This window comes from Streptomyces sp. NPDC015032 (assembly GCF_043080425.1).
Lineage (GTDB): Bacteria > Actinomycetota > Actinomycetes > Streptomycetales > Streptomycetaceae > Streptomyces.
Window position 1 is genome coordinate 1 of sequence record NZ_JBIBVN010000068.1, and the last position, 17,464, is coordinate 17,464.

At 68.9% G+C, this 17,464-nt stretch carries 15 protein-coding genes; 13 read left to right on the top strand and 2 right to left on the bottom strand.

Features of this window, described 5'->3' with window-relative positions; genetic code table 11:
- Positions 1 to 195 precede the first annotated feature (195 nt).
- A complete protein-coding gene (locus ACF08M_RS39820) occupies positions 196 to 828 on the bottom strand; it encodes an HAD-IA family hydrolase (RefSeq protein ID WP_392190197.1) in 633 nt (210 codons plus the stop codon).
- A 174-nt stretch (positions 829 to 1,002) separates the two neighbouring features.
- Here ACF08M_RS39820 and ACF08M_RS39825 point away from each other — a divergent pair, with 174 nt between their 5' ends.
- From ACF08M_RS39825 to ACF08M_RS39885, 13 genes are all read left to right on the top strand, one after another.
- Entirely contained in the window at positions 1,003 to 2,223 is a 1,221-nt protein-coding gene (locus tag ACF08M_RS39825) for a helix-turn-helix domain-containing protein (protein WP_392190198.1), read from the top strand.
- A gap of 326 nt (positions 2,224 to 2,549) precedes the next feature.
- Complete coding sequence (locus ACF08M_RS39830) at positions 2,550 to 2,741, top strand: hypothetical protein (RefSeq protein ID WP_392190199.1); 192 nt, start codon at positions 2,550 to 2,552, stop codon at positions 2,739 to 2,741.
- Positions 2,742 to 2,788: 47 nt separating this feature from the next.
- The gene (locus ACF08M_RS39835; protein ID WP_392190209.1) at positions 2,789 to 3,205 is read left to right on the top strand and encodes an ATP-binding protein; all 417 of its coding nucleotides are present in this window, start codon (positions 2,789 to 2,791) and stop codon (positions 3,203 to 3,205) included.
- Positions 3,205 to 3,729 carry a DUF6415 family natural product biosynthesis protein gene (locus ACF08M_RS39840; RefSeq protein ID WP_392190210.1) on the top strand — a complete coding sequence of 175 codons (525 nt, stop codon included), beginning with the start codon at positions 3,205 to 3,207 and terminating at the stop codon, positions 3,727 to 3,729. The genes ACF08M_RS39835 and ACF08M_RS39840 overlap by 1 nt, the downstream gene beginning before the upstream one ends.
- A complete protein-coding gene (locus tag ACF08M_RS39845; RefSeq protein WP_392190200.1) occupies positions 3,723 to 4,187 on the top strand; it encodes a DUF6302 family protein in 465 nt (154 codons plus the stop codon). The genes ACF08M_RS39840 and ACF08M_RS39845 overlap by 7 nt, the downstream gene beginning before the upstream one ends.
- A gap of 53 nt (positions 4,188 to 4,240) precedes the next feature.
- Positions 4,241 to 4,444: a DUF5999 family protein gene (locus ACF08M_RS39850; protein ID WP_350230358.1), complete on the top strand. Its 204-nt coding sequence runs from the start codon at positions 4,241 to 4,243 to the stop codon at positions 4,442 to 4,444.
- The gene (locus ACF08M_RS39855) at positions 4,441 to 5,088 is read left to right on the top strand and encodes a hypothetical protein (protein WP_392190201.1); all 648 of its coding nucleotides are present in this window, start codon (positions 4,441 to 4,443) and stop codon (positions 5,086 to 5,088) included. Before ACF08M_RS39850 ends, ACF08M_RS39855 begins: the two co-directional genes overlap by 4 nt.
- A gap of 149 nt (positions 5,089 to 5,237) precedes the next feature.
- The gene (gene fxlM, locus ACF08M_RS39860) at positions 5,238 to 6,470 is read left to right on the top strand and encodes a methyltransferase, FxLD system (RefSeq protein ID WP_392190202.1); all 1,233 of its coding nucleotides are present in this window, start codon (positions 5,238 to 5,240) and stop codon (positions 6,468 to 6,470) included.
- 62 nt (positions 6,471 to 6,532) lie between these two features.
- Positions 6,533 to 6,733 (top strand): FxLD family lanthipeptide, encoded by a 201-nt coding sequence (locus tag ACF08M_RS39865; protein WP_392190203.1) that lies wholly within the window; start codon positions 6,533 to 6,535, stop codon positions 6,731 to 6,733.
- Positions 6,734 to 6,822: 89 nt separating this feature from the next.
- A complete protein-coding gene (locus tag ACF08M_RS39870) occupies positions 6,823 to 9,828 on the top strand; it encodes a lantibiotic dehydratase (RefSeq protein ID WP_392190204.1) in 3,006 nt (1,001 codons plus the stop codon).
- A complete protein-coding gene (locus ACF08M_RS39875) occupies positions 9,825 to 10,970 on the top strand; it encodes a lanthionine synthetase C family protein (RefSeq protein ID WP_392190205.1) in 1,146 nt (381 codons plus the stop codon). Before ACF08M_RS39870 ends, ACF08M_RS39875 begins: the two co-directional genes overlap by 4 nt.
- 11 nt (positions 10,971 to 10,981) lie before the next feature.
- Positions 10,982 to 11,932 carry a thiopeptide-type bacteriocin biosynthesis protein gene (locus ACF08M_RS39880; protein WP_392190206.1) on the top strand — a complete coding sequence of 317 codons (951 nt, stop codon included), beginning with the start codon at positions 10,982 to 10,984 and terminating at the stop codon, positions 11,930 to 11,932.
- Positions 11,933 to 12,422: 490 nt separating this feature from the next.
- On the top strand, positions 12,423 to 12,734 hold the full coding sequence (locus tag ACF08M_RS39885; RefSeq protein WP_392190207.1) for a hypothetical protein: 312 nt from the start codon (positions 12,423 to 12,425) through the stop codon (positions 12,732 to 12,734).
- 17 nt (positions 12,735 to 12,751) lie between these two features.
- Here the strand turns inward: ACF08M_RS39885 and mobF are convergent, their stop codons facing one another.
- Positions 12,752 to 17,200: a MobF family relaxase gene (mobF, locus tag ACF08M_RS39890; protein WP_392190208.1), complete on the bottom strand. Its 4,449-nt coding sequence runs from the start codon at positions 17,198 to 17,200 to the stop codon at positions 12,752 to 12,754.
- Between the last annotated feature and the right edge of the window lie 264 nt (positions 17,201 to 17,464).

A 17,464-nucleotide genomic window follows, 5' to 3' on the forward strand; every position in this document is an offset into this window, starting at 1 on the left:
TCAGGCGAGTACTTCGATGTCCCCAACGGGAACTCCCGTCCTATGGATCTTCACGATCCAATGATCAGGGTGTCCACGATCAAGGGGAAACGCCCCCTGTCCTTCAGCGTTCGAGGAGCCCTACGGGTTCCTCGAACGCTGCTGCCGTTCGTTGGCCGGCGTGACGTCCCCGGCGAGCTGTTTCGCTCTGTTCGTTCAGGCGGGAGCGGGGTCGAGGAGAAGCGAGTCGAGGATGCCAGCTGTGCCGGTGGGATCAGTCGTGTGGTGCACGGTGCGGATGCCCAGGGTCTCGGCGGGCGGCAGGTTCTCCGCGTGGTCATCAACGAAGACGCACTCAGGGCCGGTCAGGTCCAGGGCGTCAAGCGCGCGCTGATAGATGAGCGGCGACGGCTTCCGCACGCCCTCCAGCTCCGACAAGATCACGGCATCGAAGAAGTCCGTCCACATGCCCTTGTCCTCGTACGGGTTGTAGGGCTCGATCCCGAACGAGTTGCTGAGCATGGCCACCTTGATCCCTGCCGCGCGAGCGCGCTTCGCGGCAGCGACGATCTGAGGCTCCGGGTGGAGGTTGGCCAGAGCGCGCCGCATGAGGTCGGTGGAGTCGATACCGAGGATGCCGCCGATGACACGGTTCCAGTCCTCCTGGGTCGCCTCACCGACCTCCAGCGCTGCGTAGATCGCGACGCCGTCGGGATGCTCATTCAGCGCCGCAAAATACGCGCCTGGAGTCAATCCCTCCGTCCTCTCGAACGCCTGCCCGTTCAGTCGCATCCGAGTGGTGAGCACACCACCGAAGTCGAGAATCAGGCCACGGTATGGGGCTGGCAAAGCGGCCTCCTCGCCGATCTTTCCTACGTGTACGCGGTCCCCCGGCCGCAGGGCGACAGGGGGACCGTTGAGTGCCCTCCCCAGAGGGAGAGACCCCCAGTATCGTCCCTCCCCGAAGCACCTGGGCCTACGCTTGACACGAGTGCCCTGTCCACTACGGCGAACGGTCAACCCATGGTGTATGACGGAGAGTTGTTCAGCATCGGCCAACGGATCAAGTGGTGGCGTGAGCGCCGGGGCTTGTCCCAAAGGATGCTGGGAGACCTAATCGGCAGGTCAGAGAACTGGGTCTACAAGATTGAGAACGACCGGATGCCCCTGGACCGGCTTCCGATCCTGATCGCCCTGAGTAAGCAGCTGCGATGCAGTCTGGAGGACCTGACGGGCGGCTACGTGTCCGGAATCGTTACGGCGGGCACGGAGCACGAGCACGTTCCGCTCATCCGGCAGGCCCTGTCGCTGCCCGCCTCCCTCCTTCCGCAACGGATCGGGTCGGTCACCTCCGACGACTTCGAGGCGTCGGTCACAGACGCCTGGCAGGTCTACGAGACGCAGGCTGATGACCGGTACCGCGATGTCGGCGAGCGGCTGCCCACGCTGCTGCGGCAGGGACACGCCGCTCTGCGCGACGCCTCGCCTGAGCAGGAGGGCACCGTCCTCCGGCAGCTCATCAGCCTCTACGGCCTGCACCAGATCTGGCTTCGTCGCGTCGGTGAACCGACCCTCGCCCGCATTGCGGCCGACCGCGGCCTCTCCCTCGCGGACAACGCCGGTGACCCGGCCCTCCTCGCCGCTGCGGCCTGGAACCTAGCCTGCGTTCTCACTTCCGCGGGAGATGTGGAAGACAGCTACGAGCTCGCCCAGCAGACCATCGCCCAGTGCCGGCCGCACGACGAATCCAACCCGGAGCACTGGTCCGCGTACGGCGCACTACACCTGCAAGGTGCCGTCGCCGCCGTACGCGCTACAAAGGGTCCGAGGGCGTGGGACCTGTACAACGGAGCACAGCAGGCCGTGGACCGGGTCGGCGCGGACCTCAACCACTGGCACACGTGCTTCGGTCCGACCAACTTCGCCATGCACGAGGTACACCTGAAGGCGGAGGAGGGCGACACCAGCGAAGCGCTTCGCGCCGCCGATCACGTCCTCGTCAACGAAGAGGTCCCGCTCGAACGTCGGACCCGGTACCTGATCGAGGTAATGAACCTCAACCGCATCCAGCGAGACGACTACGCGACGGTGCACATTCTCGGCAAGCTGCTGAAGCAGTCTCCGGAGGAGATCGTGTTCTCTCCCCTGGTCAGGGAGGCGGTGGCCGACCTGCTGAAGCGCGAGAAGCCGATGTGGCGCGACGACCTTCGTGCGGTAGCGAAGCACATCGGGCTCGCCGCGTAGGCATATGCCAACCCTGAGCGTTACTCAGCCCTGATTTTTTCTCAGGGGTGGGTCTCTGAAGTGGCCATAGCTTTACGGGTCATGACGACTAGTCACGCTCAGACGGAAGCTGGCGCGGCGCCCTTACCGCCCGCCAAGCGCCACCTCCGCCTTGCTCGTGAGGCCGAGGTCGCGCACACGGAGGCCGGTCGTTTCGCGGTCCCCCTCGACCTGCACGAGGGGGCCGCGGAGCCCGCGACCATTCCGCTGGTCCTGACGGCCGATGAAGCGGTTGCTTTGCACGGCAGGCTCGGTGCTCTCTTCCCGTTCGCGGAAGGGGACAACCGATGACCGCAAGAACTCCCGCAGATCGTGAGCGCCGCCGCCGCCTCGCGGACGCCTCGAACACACCGTTGCCCGCTTTTGCCGGGCTGCTCCGGCACGTCCCGGGCCAGCAGCGCCGGACAGGCCCGCTCGCTTCCCTCGGCGACCGGGCTGCCCCGGAAGACGGGGCCTCACAGATCGGGACGGAGCGGTGATCGGCCCGGCGTCGCAGCGCCCCACCGCAGCTCGTACCGGCGGCCTGGTGGAGGAGCGCTTCCCCATCACCAAGCACTCCCCGGGCGAGCGCCCCCCTCCCGTAGACGAGTCCCGCGTCCGCGCCATGAGGCTCGTGACCCGCGAACGGCTCACCTCCCGCGGTCTGACCTGCGTCGCCGACGACGCGACACTCGTTGTCTCTGAGCTGATCACTAACGCCATCGTGCACAGCGGTGGCAGGCAAATCCGGCTGACCCTTGACGTGCGCGATGGCGTCCTACGCATTCGTGTCCATGACGGCGTGGCCGGACCTCGCCCCACTGCTCAGTGCCCCGAGGACGACGACGAGCACGGTCGCGGATTGGTGCTCGTGCAGGAGATCGCCCGAAGTAGACAGGGCGCATGGGGGGTCAGCGACAACGGCGCCACCACGTGGTGCGAGCTGAGTTTGGTGGCGTGCTGATGACGAACACCGCATTACGCGACGAGACGACGAGCCCGGAGACCATGCCGGTCCGCGTGAAGGACCCGACGGTCCCGACGAACCCCTGGTCGCCGCCGCTCGGCAGGCTGGGTCTCCATGACCTGTTGAGTGCTGTGCGCAATTGGGAGCCTGTGGACTGGGACGCGGTCTATGACGGCCTGGACAGCGTCCTGAACGAGGAAGTCAGCCACCACGCGGCCGGTGCAAGCGGCAGCAGCCGGCCCGGGACTGCTGGTCCCGGGTACGACGAAGCCGAAGAACTCGCCCAGCGCTTTCGCGGGGCGCTCATGCAGCTCGTGAACCGGGGTCTGCGTGACGACGCCAACAAGAAGCATCCGGACATCGCCGACCTGATCGAACAAGCACGCACGTTGCGTTCCGAAGAACTGCCCGGCGACGAGCACGAGGCCCTGACGTTCCTGCGGAGGCTGGGCCGGGTCACCTTGGAGCTCGCGGAGCGCCTGGAAGAAGTCGGTATCGTGCGGGGGCTGGTCGAATGCTGACCACCGCCACAACGCTGTCGAGCCCTCCCACCATCTCCCTTCGCCCGGCTGTGGAAGCGTACGACTACGAGTACTTCCGCAGCCGTCTCGCCGAGCCCGCTCTTCTGGCTGACGCCGTAGCAGTCCGTGTCTTTCGGGCGCCCCTCCTCGCCGTTCCGGTCGGTGGGTCGCGCCACGGCGGATACATGTCCTTCGACCTGCTGACTCTGGCGACGGCAGCGCGCGGCCTCCTCGCGGATCAACCCGGGTTCCCGGACCTGCGCGTTCGCTGGTCGCCGTACCGCGACACCTGCCACATGGTCGAGTGGGGGGATGCCGCTCCCGAGTGGTGGGAGAACGACGCGGTCTTCGGCCACTTCTACGGCTACAGCGAGTCCGCCGTCACCTCGTTCATACGTGAACGCCCCCAGACACCCTCTTCGGCAACCTCCACTCCGTGTTCCCCCACGGCTTCGTAGTCGCCGAAGAGGGCTCGACTTCCCCGCACTGCCTTGAGAGGACGACGAGTACGATGTGCAAGCACACCCCGCCGTGTCCCACGGCCGAGGCTTCCGATCGAGAGGCCGCCCGCCCCACTGCGGCCCACCCTGGACAGGGCTGGAGCCTGCTGTGCAACGGGGTGCTGCTCTTTGAGGACACCGGTGAGCTGTTGCCGGACGGCCAAATCATCGCTCCGCACCGGCCGGTCGCGCTCGCCGCCGGGAGCACCGCGTGACCACCACTCCCGAGGTCGTCGTGCCCTACATCACCGCCCGGGAGGGTGAAGAGGCCGACTCATTCCTCAACCTGCGCCTGGGCCGAGGGCCGGACGGCCGGCCACGTCTCCGATACGTGGATGAGCTGCCGCCGGACCGGGACCTCAAGGACGTGCTCTGGGCCCGCTACTCCATGTCGCTCGACACCTTTGGGCAGCCCTGCGGGACACCGCGTTGGCGAATGGTTCACCCGCACCGTCAGCGCGTGACGATGGCGCTGCTGCGGTGCCAGGTGTGCACCGTCCAGTTGAAGCGCACCGACGGCATCCTCCTCCTGGAGACGGCGGATGAACAGGACTACGAAGGTCCGGTGAGGACCGCGCAGCCGCCGGTCTGCCTGGAGCACGCCCGGATGGCGGCAGGCCGGTGTCCACCGCTCAGGACCAAGGGCTACGCCGCGCTTCTGGCAACCCGTTTCCCGCTGTATGGCGTGATCGGCCACGCGTACCAGTGGAGCGCAGGCGGGCTCCAGGCCCTTTCGGACATTGACTCTCCCATCCCCTGCAGCCACCCCCAGATCGGCATGTTCCTCGCCTCTCAGCTCGTACGGGAACTGCGGGACTACAAGGTCGTCAACCTGGATGATCTCGTGCCCGCCGCCTAGACGGCCGCCCGGCGGACCGGATGTGACGGGCCGGTCCGTCGGGCGGTTAACCACCCCGGCGCGGTGCCCCGCGCCGGTCCGCAAATCCGCTCAACCAGCTCGGCGCAAACTCGCCGAGGAGGAGAACCCGCGTGGATAACGTCCCCGACATGACGACCAACACCGATGTCCAAGAGGCCCTGACGGAACAGCAGTTGCGCGACGCCTTGGCGGAAAAGCTCATCGAGATCGGAGCGGCCCGCAGCCCCCGTGTCGTGGCCGCGTTCCGCACTGTCCGTCGGCACCTGGCCACGCCCGAGGCGGAGATGGCCTCGACGTACAACGCCGAGGTCGCGACGATCACCAAGACCGACGAGCACGGGGTGGACATCAGCTCCGTCTCCGCGCCCCGCGTCCAGGCCATGCAGATGGAGCAGGGCGACATCGCGCCCGGGATGTCCGTGCTGGAGATCGGGTCCGGGGGCCCGAACGCCGCACTTCTCGCCGAAGTCGTCGGCGAGGACGGCCGCGTGGTCACCGTGGACATCGACCCGGAGGTGACCAGCCGTGCCACGGCCTTCCTGAAGGAGACCGGCTACCGCAACGTCACCGTGCTCACTGCCGACGCGGAGCACGGCGCCCCCGACCACGCGCCGTTCGACCGGATCATCGTCACCGTCCAGGCCGCCGATATCCCGCCGGCCTGGATCGCCCAGCTCAAGGACGGCGGACGCCTCGTCGTTCCGCTCCGGATGCGCGGCCTGACGCGCACGGTGGCCTTTGTCCGCGACGGTGAACGGCTCGTCAGCGACGGGTTCGAGCTGTGTGGCTTCGTGCCCATGCAGGGCGTCGGAGAGAACCGGGTGCGCCTCGCGGTCCTGCACGCCGAGGAAGGCGCGGAGGTCGGCCTGCGCGTCGATGGGCACCCCGAGCCGGACACCGCCGCCCTCACCAAGGCCCTGGCGATGGCGCGGAACGAGCAGTGGTCCGGCGCGACGCTCGGAGGCAGCGAGTCCAACGAACACCTCGACATGTGGCTGACCACCGCGCTGGACAACCTCCCGTTGCTGGCTGCGAAGCCCGGTGCGCGCTCGCGCGGGCTGGTGGCCTCGGCCTCGCCGCTCGGCATCCCCACGCTCGTGGACGGCGACAGCTTCGCCTACCGCACCGTACGGGCCACCGACCAGGAGGACCGCTACGAGCTGGGCACCATCGGACACGGCCCGCGAGGGCAGCAGCTCGCCGAGCGCCTGGTCGAGGAGATCCGCACCTGGGACCGCGACCACCGTGGTGATCGGGCGCACATCGAGGTCTACCCGGCGGGCACGCCGGACGACCGTCTTCCCGCTGGCGGCCGGCGCATCGAGCGACGGCACTCGCGGGTCACGATCACCTGGCCGTAGCCACATCGGTCACCGGCCAGGTTGCACAGCACATCCCTACAACCTCCCTGGAGGAGAGCGAGATGGCACAGCAGATCAGCTCCAAGTCCGGCACCGTGCTGAAGGCGGCAACGGACTTCCGTTCCGACGGCGGGGACTTCGACCTGAACATCGAGACGGTCTCCTCGGCCCCCGCCCTCGGGGCGCTGCTGAACGACACCAGCGACAACTGCACGTCCACCTGCGCATCGGCCTGCTCGAACAGCACCTGCATCGGCGGCTGACCTGCGGCACCACCACCCGTAGTTGACGGGACCCGGGGGCGGGCGGTCGGCCGCCCGCCCCCGGGGCGCCGCGATCTGAAGGAGTACGGATGTACCGTCACGTTGACGCAAGCATGATCAGAGCGTCGGTCTTCCCGCTCGCCTCCCCCACTCTCGTATGGCCAGGGGAGAACACCGGCGTCGAGCAGGTCCGCGCGTGGGTGGAACAAGCCTGGGCGGACGACCCCCGAGCCGAGGCGATCGGCCACGCCTCCCCGCTGCTCGCCTCCGCTGTCCTGGAGGTGGTGGAGGGGACCGCCAAGCCTTCCCGTATCCGCCGGACCGGTCGAGCCCTGGCCCGCTACCTGCTGAGGATGCGATACCGGGCGACGCCGTTCGGGCTGTTCGCCGGCCCGACGGTCGCACACACCGGGCAGGAGACGCACGTCCACTGGGGCCCCATAAACCGAGCCTTCGCGCACGCCGACGCCTCATGGCTGCACGACATCACCACCGCCCTGGAGCGCGACCTCGCCGTCCTGCGGTATTTGACGGTCGTCGCCGACCCCGCCCACGTCGTGCGCGGCTCCCGCATCTTCGTCTTGAACCAGCCCAGCAAGGACGGCCCCACTGACACCACCCTCCGGCGCACCCGGCCCGCCGAGGACGCGCTGAAGCTGGCCCGCTCTCCGATTTCGGCCCACGTCCTGGTGGCGAAGCTCGGCATCGAGTACCCCGAGGCCCCGAAGGCCGCCATCGACGAGATGGTGCGCAACCTCGTCGCGCACCGAGTCCTGCTGACCGAACTCCAGTCGCCGATGACCTGCCCGGATGCCCTGGGCCACCTCGTTGCCCGACTCGATGAGACCGGCGCCGACGGACCGAAGGCGGCCCGGCTTCGCACCATCCACGGCTTCCTGGACCGTCACGACCGCGCGCTCCCCGCGGAGCAACCGGACCTGCGGGCGAAGGCCACCGAGGCAATGACCGCTCTGTCCGGGGTCGCCGAGCACACCCTCGTGGTCAACGTCCGCCCGGACGGCGACATCATCCTGCCCCACGCGGTTGTCCGTGAGGCCGAACGCGCCCTGAGCCTGATGGCCAGGATCACGCCCTACCCGCACGGGTCCGCCGCCTGGAAGGACTACCGGACGCGGTTCCTGGAGCGCTACAGCATGGGCACTGTCGTCCCCGTCCTCGAACTCACCGACCCGGACACCGGTCTCGGCTTCCCCGTCGGCTACCGCGGCACCGTGCTGCCCCGGCCGATCCTCGCCACGACGCCCCGCGACGAACACCTTCTCGCCCTCGCGCAGGACGCGGCCCTCACCGACCGGCGAGAGATCGTCCTCACCGAGGAGGACATCGAGGCCCTGTCCCTCGGGGAGCCAACGGCGGTCCCAGCTCACGTCGAGTTGTGCTTCAGCGTGTTCGCGCAGTCCACCCGCGCGCTGACGGAGGGCCGATTCACCCTGTCCACCGTCGGTCTGTCCCTCGCCGCCGGCACTCTCGCCGGCCGCTTCCTGCCGATGCTGGAACCCGCTGACCAGGCTCGGATGGCGGCCGAGTACGCCGCCCTGCCCACTTTGACCGAAGGCGCGGCGCGCGCTCAAATCTCCGCGCCCCCGTTGCGCCGCAAGACCTACAACGTCGGGCGGGCCCCCGTCGTCGCTCCCGCGACGCTGGCCGTCGGTGAGCACAACCCCGACGCCACCCTTGACCTGGAGGACCTGGGCGTCGTCGCCGATGCGGGGCGCCTCTACCTCGTGTCCCTCTCCTCCGGCCGTTGCCTCGAACCGTCCGTGATGAGCGCCGTCGAACTGAGCACGGCGACGCATCCCCTGGTGCGGTTCCTGACCGAGGTGCACCGCTCCCATGCAGCCATCCTTACCCCCTTCGCCTGGGGCGCCGCCGGCCGCCTGCCATTCCTGCCGGAAGTCCGCTACGGCCGCACCGTCCTGTCGGCGGCGTGCTGGAGACTGCGAGCCCGTGATCTCTCAGACCCCGAACGCTGGGTGGAGGACTTCACCAACTGGCGCATCCGGTACGGCGTCCCGCGCACCGTGTACGTCGGCTCCGCCGACCAGCAGCTCCGCCTCGACCTCGACCTGCCTGGTCACCTCGACCTGCTTCGGGCCGAGCTGGACCATCACTTCGTCCTCGCCCTGCACGAGGCGTCGGAAGAGAGTGCCTACGGCTGGATCGGGCGCGCGCACGAGGTGACTATGTCCTTCGCCGCAGACCAGCAACCCGTACCGGCCCCAGCCCGCCGGGCGGTGGCCCGGCGCACCACCGGCCGCCTGCCGGGCGCCTCGGACTGGACGTACCTGAAGATCTACGGCGGCGAGGCCCGCGCCACCGAAATCCTCACCAGCCATCTGCCCCGCCTGCTGGACGAACTGGCGACGGCGTCGGAGGCGTGGTTCATCCGGTACGCGGACCCCGAGGCGCACCTGCGGGTCCGGCTGCGCCTGCTATCCCCGGGCGCATTCGGCGCCGTGGCGGGCACGGTCGCTGAATGGGCGGACGAACTACGCGAGGAGGGCCTGATCCAACGCGTGCAGTGGGACACCGACGAGCCGGAGACCGGCCGATACGGTACCGGCGCGGTGCTGGCCGCCGCAGAGCGATACTTCTCCGCCGACACCGCTGCAGCCCTGGCACAGATGCGGCTCGCTCTTCCTGCGGACCTCTGTCCGGGGGTTACTGCCGCGTCGTACGTGGACATCGCCACCGGCTTCCTCGGCTCCCCCGCCGACGGGCGCACCTGGCTGACCCAGCACCTTCTTCGCGGCGACGGCGCTTCAGCCCCCCGCCCCACGCAGGCCCTCGTGCTCCGGCTTACCGACAGCGACGACGCAGGCCCAGCCCTGGCCGACTTCGCCGGGGGCGACGCCGTCCTGGATGCCTGGCAGCACCGGCGAGAAGCCCTCGTCCACTACCGCCACGCGCTCGACACCGCCGGACTCGATCCGTCCGGCATCCTGCCCTCCCTGCTGCACATGCACCACAACCGCGTCGCGGGCATCGACCCCGACGCCGAAGCCCTCTGCCGGCGCATGGCCCGCGCCGCAGCTCTGTCCTGGACCGTCCGACCCCAAGGAGCCGTGCGGTGATCACCGCCCCACCGTCCCCCGACACCACCCTGTCCTCACGACAGTCGCTCTCCCACGGCCCCCTAGGCTCCGCTCTGCTGCATGTCGAACGGGCCCGCCGCGGCACCGGAGACTGGGGCGAGGTGCACCGTGCCCTCTCGGAGATCGGGCCGCTGATCGATAGCAGAGACGCCAACCTCTTCCTCGGCGCCCCCGCGATGACCCTCGTCCTCCACCTGGCCGCCGACGGCACCGATCGCTACGCGGGCGCGCTTCACACGCTCGACGGTGTCGTGGCCGCGCACACCCGGCAGCGCCTCACCGCCGCGCACGCCCGCATCGACGCCGGCCGCCACCCCGCCTTCGCCGAGTACGACCTGTTCCGTGGCCTGACCGGGATCGGCTCGCTGCTGCTGCGCCGCCAACCCCACGGTGCGGAGTTGAAGGGCGTCCTGGAGTACCTGGTGCGCCTCACCGAGCCCATCACCACGGCGGGCGAGGCCCTGCCCGGCTGGTGGGTCGGCCACGCCCCGGCCAGTGACACGACAGCCACCCCCGGCGGACACGCGAACGCGGGGCTGGCGCACGGCATCACCGGCCCCCTCACCCTTCTCGCCCTCGCCCTTCGCGCGGGCGTCAGCGTGGACGGCCACCGGGAAGCCATGCTGCGCATCTGCCGGTGGCTCGACCAGATACGGCAGAGCGACTACCGCGGAACCCGCTGGCCGCGATGGATCAGCCATCGCGGACCCGCGCCCGCGCTACCAGCCGCCCCCTCGTGGTGCTACGGCACCCCGGGCCTGGCCCGTGCCCAGCAGCTCGCCGGCATCGTTCTCGAAGACGGCGACCGGAAGCGGATGGCCGAGCGGGCTCTTCTGCACTGCCTGAGCGACCCGGGTCAGCTCGACAAGGTTGCCGACCGCGGCCTGTGCCACGGGTTCGGCGGTCTTCTCCGCACTGTGCAGCGAGTTGCCCAGGACGCCGAAGCGCCGGCCATCTTCCGCGACCGGGTCAACCTCATCACCAACAGGGTCCTGACCGTGGATGCCCCGGACGAGACGGGGTTCCTCACCGGGAAGGCCGGTGCCGCCCTCGCCTTCCAGGACGCAGAATCGGGCACCGAGCCCCAAGGGCAGTGGGACATCTGCCTCCTGCTGACGTGAGGGGAAAGCCCGTGCCGTACGACGCCGACCGCACCGAGGACGCCGTCCTGGCTGTCCTCGGCGGCGCGGCCGTCGAAGAAGCCGCCCGCGCCGCCAACATCGCGCCTGACCGCCTCGCCGAGGCGATCGAGAGATACCGGGCTGCGGGCCGGGCCGCACTGGACGCCCAACCCTCCGGCTGGCACCAGGTCAACATCCGCTTCGCTGACTACCCGACCGCGGAACGCGCCTTCCGCGCCTACCTCTCGCCCGCCCTGCGCGCCGGGCCGGTCGGCACCTGGTGGTTCGTGCGCAAGCACCCGCACTGGCGCCTGCGTTACTTCCCCGCCCCGGGCATCGACCCCGAGAAGGCCGTCACGCACGTCACCGAAGCACTCGACAGTTCCGTCTCCTGGGGGGTGGCTGTGGACTGGAGACCCGCCCGGTACGAACCGGAGACCGTAGCCTTCGGCGGGCCGGCCGGGATGACGCTCGCGCACGAGCTGTTCCATACCGACAGCGTCGGCGTGCTCGACTACTTCCGCGCCGCAGCCCAGGAACTTCCCGGAAGGCCCGACGCCAAGACAACGTCCCTCCTGGCCATGTCCCAGTTGATGCGCGCTGCGCGGCTGGAGTACGGCGAACAGGGTGACGTATGGGGGAAAGTCGAGGAGCGCCGCCCGCTCACGGACAACGTGACCCCAGAGCAGGTCAGCACCATGGTCGAACCCATGCGACGTCTCCTGCTGACCGATGTCCACCCGCTCGACTCCGGCCCCCTCGCCCACGTACGCGACTGGGCCGAAGGGCTGGAGCGCAGCGGCCGAGCCCTGGAAGAAGCCGCGGATAGCGGAGCGCTCAGTCTCGGTAAGCGCGGCATCCTCGCCCGCCACGTCCTCTTCCACTGGAACCGGATGGGCTTCACCGTCCGCCAACAGTCCATCTGGTGCCGTGCAGCCAGGGAGGCCGTCCTTGATCAATGAGCCGACCGGAGAACCGCGCCCCGACGACGCTAACGCCCCTATCCATCCGACCAGGACAACACGAGAGAAGACGTGTCATGACCACCCCTTCACAGCCGAGACGATGGGTAAGCCTCGGGTTGGTGTTCGGGGGCCACTCCCCGGTCTACTCGATTCCACAGCCTGCTTCCGGCCCCCCGCGTGCCCCCGTGCCACCCGTCGGTGAACCCGATGAAGAGGACGCCGAGGAGCTGATGCGTGAAGCGCGCTACAGGCCGAAGGTGCCGTACCCCGGCGCACGCTCGATGCCTTGGGACAGCGAGTGCATCGACTGCGGGGCACGTCGCAGACCCTCGCTTCAGGATGTCGAGCGCGGTGTTCGGTGCAAGCACATCCGGCGTAGGTCCGGCGCATGAGGCGAGCCCCCGTGACCGCGCAGAGCGCGGTGTTCCAGTGCAAGTTGTGCCCGAACAAGGGGACAGACCGGGAGATCCGAGGTGTCGGCGCGTGGATGGCTGCGTATCGGGTGTGCAGCTCGTGTGACTTCTGGCTGATGTGCCTGGGGTACGCGATGTTCGGCGACCAAGACCCGGACGGCCGTCGTGCCCTTCGGATCGACGGCGTCCATTACCTGTCGTGGACCGAGGGGCAAGGGTTCCCGCCCGAGATCGGCTACGTAGGGGACGAGGAGTCCCGCTACGTCCTGCTGGACGATCCGACAGGCACGGTGCACCTGACGCGCCGGCTCTGGCTCATGGGCACCATCCCGGGCGCGTTCCGCGACCAGATGCCGGACAACGCGGTCTTCGCTCCGTCGACCTAGGCAGTCTCAGGCACCTTCTACACGGGCGGTGCGTCCTGAGCGGTGTCCGGCGGTGGGCCGGGCTGTGTGTAGTCCATCGCGGTTCGGTTGGCGTACGAGGACTCGGGTTTCGGAGATGACGGCGCTACGGATTCATCGGCGTCGACGTGCTGACGCCCGCGCTGGGTTCGCAGACTCGCCTCCTTCTGGAGGCCGGACACTCGGTGGTCAGCGCCGCGAGCAGTGCTGCGAGCCTTGATGGCCTCGGCCCGAAGCTGCTTGGCTGCCTCGTTGTCCTTGGCCTTGGCCCGCCGAAGCAGCGCGGCCTTCTCCTGCTGCGGCATGTCCGCTTCCGTAAGCACAGCTTCGTGTTCACTGACCGGTCCGGCCTGCCCGGCAACTTCCTGGAGCCGCGTATTCATCTGCTCCAGCTCCTGTCCGGTCTCCTCACGGGTACGAAGTAGTGCCTCCCGGTCCGCCTCAACCGCAGCACGCTCGTCACCGCGGAGCGCCGAGCGCCCGAAACGGCCCGTCGCGGCCAGCTGCTGTTCGAGACCTTCGATACGGGCCTGCGTGCCGTTCAGTCGGGTGGTGCGTTCAGCGATCGTGCCGTCCAGCGCTCGGACTTCGCGGATGGCCACGGCCCGTTCGGCAACGTCCTGATGACGGCGTTGGAGCGCGAGCGAGTTGGGGCCTGACCCGGCAGCAGCCTCCCGTTCGGTACGATCGGCGGCGGCCTCCGCCTTCTCGGCCGCCGTGCTGGTGGCGCGCGCTGCCGTCGCCGCCTTTCGCGCAGCGTCGCGCAGGGCTGAATTACTGAGGTGGGCGTACGGACGGTCAGCCGTCGGCGCGGCTTCAGGAGGAGTGGTCAGCTCCTCGTGCCACCCTGCCGTGGCCGGGATAGATCGGACCTCGGGCTCCGCGTTCTCTCCGGGGGCGTCCGCGTCGTGCGGTTCTCCCGCACCGGGGCGGCGCGGGATCGGCAGATCCTCTACGGCCTGGCGGACGTGGGCGGGGACCGCGTTCTTCGGGAGTTCGGTGAGGATCATGCGTTCCTCGGTGCCGGTCTCGATCTCGCGGGTGAGGCCCGCGACGGCACGGTCAAGCTGTTCCTGTTTGGTGCGTGCGTCGCCGTGGCGGGCGCGGTCGGCGTCGGTCTCGTAGACGGAGAGCGGCAGGAAGAGGTGAGATTCCTTCTTGTCGCGCGACATCATCGTGTACAGGGCATTCGCCTGCGCGCCGGGTCCGTAGACCAGGGCCTCTTGAACGCTCAGGCCCTGGGACTTGTGGCCGGTGATCGCGTATCCGAGGCTGAGTCCGCCCTGCGCGATGTAGTCGGCGTCGACCCATTCGGCAACGTCACGGTGGCCGTCGGCAGTCTTCTCGCGCCACTCGACCAACACCCGCCGTTCCTCGTCCACGGCGCGCACGATTCCTCGGTAGCCGTTCAGGACGTCTTCGTTCGCGCCTCGGCTCTTCTTGCCCCGGTAGTCGTTGATCCGAAGAAGGACCTGGTCACCGACGGACAGGGTCAGCTCGCTGCCGCCGGGCAGCGCGTAGGCGTGCTCGGGACCGGTGAGGTCGCCACTCTCCTTCCGCAGGGCGCGGGCCCCGACGTTCAGTTCCTCCACGATCTCGTTGGTCGCGGCGAGCATGAGGAGCTGCTGTACGGCGGTGTGGTCGTCGGTGTGCGCGGCGCGCTTGTCGGCCCAGATGGTGAGCATCGCGGCGAGGGTGGCGTCCTTGTCCGCGAGGGCGTGCACGCGGCCTGTCCCGGCGAAGGTACGGAGGGCTGCCACGCGGTTGTCATCGCGCCACAGTTCCAGGGCACGGCGCTCGACCATGTCCTTCTGCCGGAAGTTCTCGTTGAGGCTGAGTCCGCCGACGATGTGGTGCACGACGGCGAAGCTGCCGCCGATACCGGGTGAGTGGAGCTGCTTGGGGTCGCCGATGCCGACGACCTTCGTGCCAGTTTTCGCGGCGTGGGTGAGGAGTTCGGCGATGTCGCGGTCATCGCACATGGCGGCTTCGTCCACGACCAACACGTCCACACCGGTGAGGCCGGGACCTCCGTTGCGGATGCCGGTGAGCCAGGACGCGAGGGTGCGGGACTCGATGCCCGCCTCGGCCTTCAGGTTGGCGGCGGCGACGGCGGCTGTACTCGCGCCGGCAATGACGAGACCGTGGGCCTCCCACGCCTGCCGGGCGGTGTCCATAATTGTGGTCTTGCCCGATCCCGCGATGCCCACCACGGCGTCGATTCCGTGCCCGGCCGTAAGCAGCCGTTCGAGGACGGCACGCTGTTCGTCGGAGAACGCGAAGGTGCCACCGTGCTGGGCCTCGACGGTGGACAAGGTCATGTCGACCGTGTCGCGGCTGACAACGGCGGCCTGCGTGCCGAGCCGGTTCGTTGCCTCGGAAACGATCAGAGCTTCCGCCGCCACGACATCCGCCGTGGTGTACCGGTCGGCGTGCGTGAAGTGCTGGGCGCCACGCGGGTTGAGCTGGACCGCGTATCCGGCGTGACGGAGGACGGAGGTGGTGAGGTGTTCGGCTTCCTCGGCGCTTGCGACTCCGTACGGGAGGGCGTCCAGCACGGCGGCGATGGCGGCGGCGTGGGTGAACTCCTTGGAGTGGCTGGTCAGGCCGGTCTTCGGGTCAAAGACCCGGGCACACAGTTCGTCCAGAGAGGGGTTCTGGTCCGCTCGGTTCTGATCCATCGCGCTGGCCGCGATGGCGTCGGGGTCGTCCCCGGCAGCACGACCTTCGGCCTGCCAGTAGGCGCGCAGAACATCGTCCTCGACCCCGGCGGCCTCACCGTTCTTCGTGGCCTTGGACGCGGTGGAGGCGGCGGTGCGCTCGCGGGTCGTCGCGTTGTCGTAGTCGATGCCCAGCTTCGTCAGCAGGTCCCGGACCTGGCTGTCCCTTTTGCTGAACAGGCGGATCGTGGCCTCGGGAATCGCCGCGATCTCCCACGCGCCGGTCCTCTCGTCACGGCGGAAGCTGATGCCGAACGTGTCGGTCAGGTCCCTGCGGATACGAGCGTTCATGAGGGCCTGGGTCGGGCGGGCGTGCCGGTGAAGGTCGCGGCCCCCGCTGGCCATCGTGGACCACTTGCCGTCGGTGCCCTTGACCATGTTGGCCAGAGTGAAATGCAGGTGGAAGTGGGGGTCACCGTACGGGGCACCGTCCACGGGACGGGCGGCTCGGTGCACCATCATCCAGCCGGAGAACCCGCTTGTTGCCACCGTCTCGGCCTCGTCGCCGTCGCCGTGATGACCGCGCATGGCGTACGCGGTCCAGCGTTCCAGGGCGTTGATGGACTCGCGGCCGGCGGAGGTGTAGATGCCCTCCGCCTTGGCGGCGAACTCCTTGGGCGCGTAAGCGAGGAGGGCCGAATACGACTTGGCGAGATCCAAGGTGGTGTCGGCACCGAAGTTGCCGACCTGCACGCGGCCTTCGAGGAGAGCCGCCTTGATCTCCTCCGCGTCCCACACGTCCTCGGGCGAGAGCCCCGCCGCCTTGGCCATCGCGACAGCTTCACGCACGTCCATCGGCAGGTCCCGAAGACGACGTGCACCTTCGCCCTCGGTCTGGGCGTACCGGCGCCTCATGGAAGAGGCGTCGAACAGGTCGGCGGGCTGCTGTCCGGTCTCGGTGGCGCGGGCCTCGACCGCGCGAAGGAGCGCACGGGCGTCCAGGTGGCCGCCCGCCTCTGCGGCCACGGCCTTCTCCACCACGTCCTCGCCGTAGAGGTCGACGGCGTCGATACCGACGGCGTCGGTGAGCTTCAGCACCGTCGAGACGGGGACGCGGTGCGACTCCCCGAACCGCTGGATCTGGTTCTCCATCCGGCGGAAGGCGTCCTGCTTGCGCTTGGAGTCCAGTAGGGAGACGGGGTTCACGCTGCGTTCGGCGGCAGCGCGGCGGATGGCACGGGCCAGCGGGGCGGCGGGGAGCTTGGCGGCCGGCGCGATGGCCAGCTTGGGTTCCACGAGGGTCTGCCCGGTCCGGGGGTCTTCCCCGTGCATGAGGCGCCGTGCCGCCTGAAACTGCTCGGGGGCGAGGATGCTGCCGGGCGTGATGTCGAACTCGGTAAGCCCGCCGCCGATCCAGACCAGGGGTCGTTCGCTGGCGTCCAAGTGGTAGTCCACCTGTCCGTCGGTCGGCCGTGAGGGAAGGGCTTGTTCGCCGTAGAGGTCGCGGGCGTCGAGTCCGGCTGCGGTGGCGACTTCGACGGCGTCGAACCCGGTGAACCGCGCGGTGCCCTTACTGCGGATGAGTCCGCGGGCGCGGAAGAAGGCGCGCTTGGCCTCGCGGTTGGCGAGCAGGGAGGCGAGGGGGGCACCAGCCGCTTCGGCCTTGGCTTCGATGGCGGCGACGAGGGGGGTGGCGTCGACCGATACGGACTTCCCGCAGCCGTGGCCGCCGGTAAGGCGGTACTCAACCTGCTCGTCGGAGGGGCCGATCATGGTCACCCATCCCATCGGCCCACTCACCCCCCGCCTTCGTCCGGTCAGTTTCGGTCGTCTTGGCTGATTGTATCGTCGCGAAGTGACGATACCTTGGTCCTTCTATTTCGAGATCGTGATCGGTGGCGAGGAGCTTCGGTCGCTCGTGTCCTGTACGGGTTGACCTTGTATGCGTCAGTTCCAAGCTGCTTGGGGTCTTGCATAGGTCAGCGCGACCTTGCATCGAGGGCTGCACAGCGCGGATGAGTAGCAATGGTGCGCCCGGTGCAGGTCCCTGCC

What these genes read in the sequence shown, in the direction of transcription:
- ACF08M_RS39840 (WP_392190210.1), top strand. Translation starts at nt 3,205, where the DNA reads ATGACGAACACCGCATTACGCGACGAGACGACGAGCCCGGAGACCATG.
- ACF08M_RS39885 (WP_392190207.1), top strand. Translation starts at nt 12,423, where the DNA reads ATGGCTGCGTATCGGGTGTGCAGCTCGTGTGACTTCTGGCTGATGTGC.
- ACF08M_RS39845 (WP_392190200.1), top strand. Translation starts at nt 3,723, where the DNA reads ATGCTGACCACCGCCACAACGCTGTCGAGCCCTCCCACCATCTCCCTT.
- ACF08M_RS39865 (WP_392190203.1), top strand. Translation starts at nt 6,533, where the DNA reads ATGGCACAGCAGATCAGCTCCAAGTCCGGCACCGTGCTGAAGGCGGCA.
- ACF08M_RS39870 (WP_392190204.1), top strand. Translation starts at nt 6,823, where the DNA reads ATGTACCGTCACGTTGACGCAAGCATGATCAGAGCGTCGGTCTTCCCG.
- ACF08M_RS39850 (WP_350230358.1), top strand. Translation starts at nt 4,241, where the DNA reads ATGTGCAAGCACACCCCGCCGTGTCCCACGGCCGAGGCTTCCGATCGA.
- fxlM (WP_392190202.1), top strand. Translation starts at nt 5,238, where the DNA reads ATGACGACCAACACCGATGTCCAAGAGGCCCTGACGGAACAGCAGTTG.
- mobF (WP_392190208.1), bottom strand. Translation starts at nt 17,200, where the DNA reads ATGGGATGGGTGACCATGATCGGCCCCTCCGACGAGCAGGTTGAGTAC.
- ACF08M_RS39825 (WP_392190198.1), top strand. Translation starts at nt 1,003, where the DNA reads ATGGTGTATGACGGAGAGTTGTTCAGCATCGGCCAACGGATCAAGTGG.
- ACF08M_RS39830 (WP_392190199.1), top strand. Translation starts at nt 2,550, where the DNA reads ATGACCGCAAGAACTCCCGCAGATCGTGAGCGCCGCCGCCGCCTCGCG.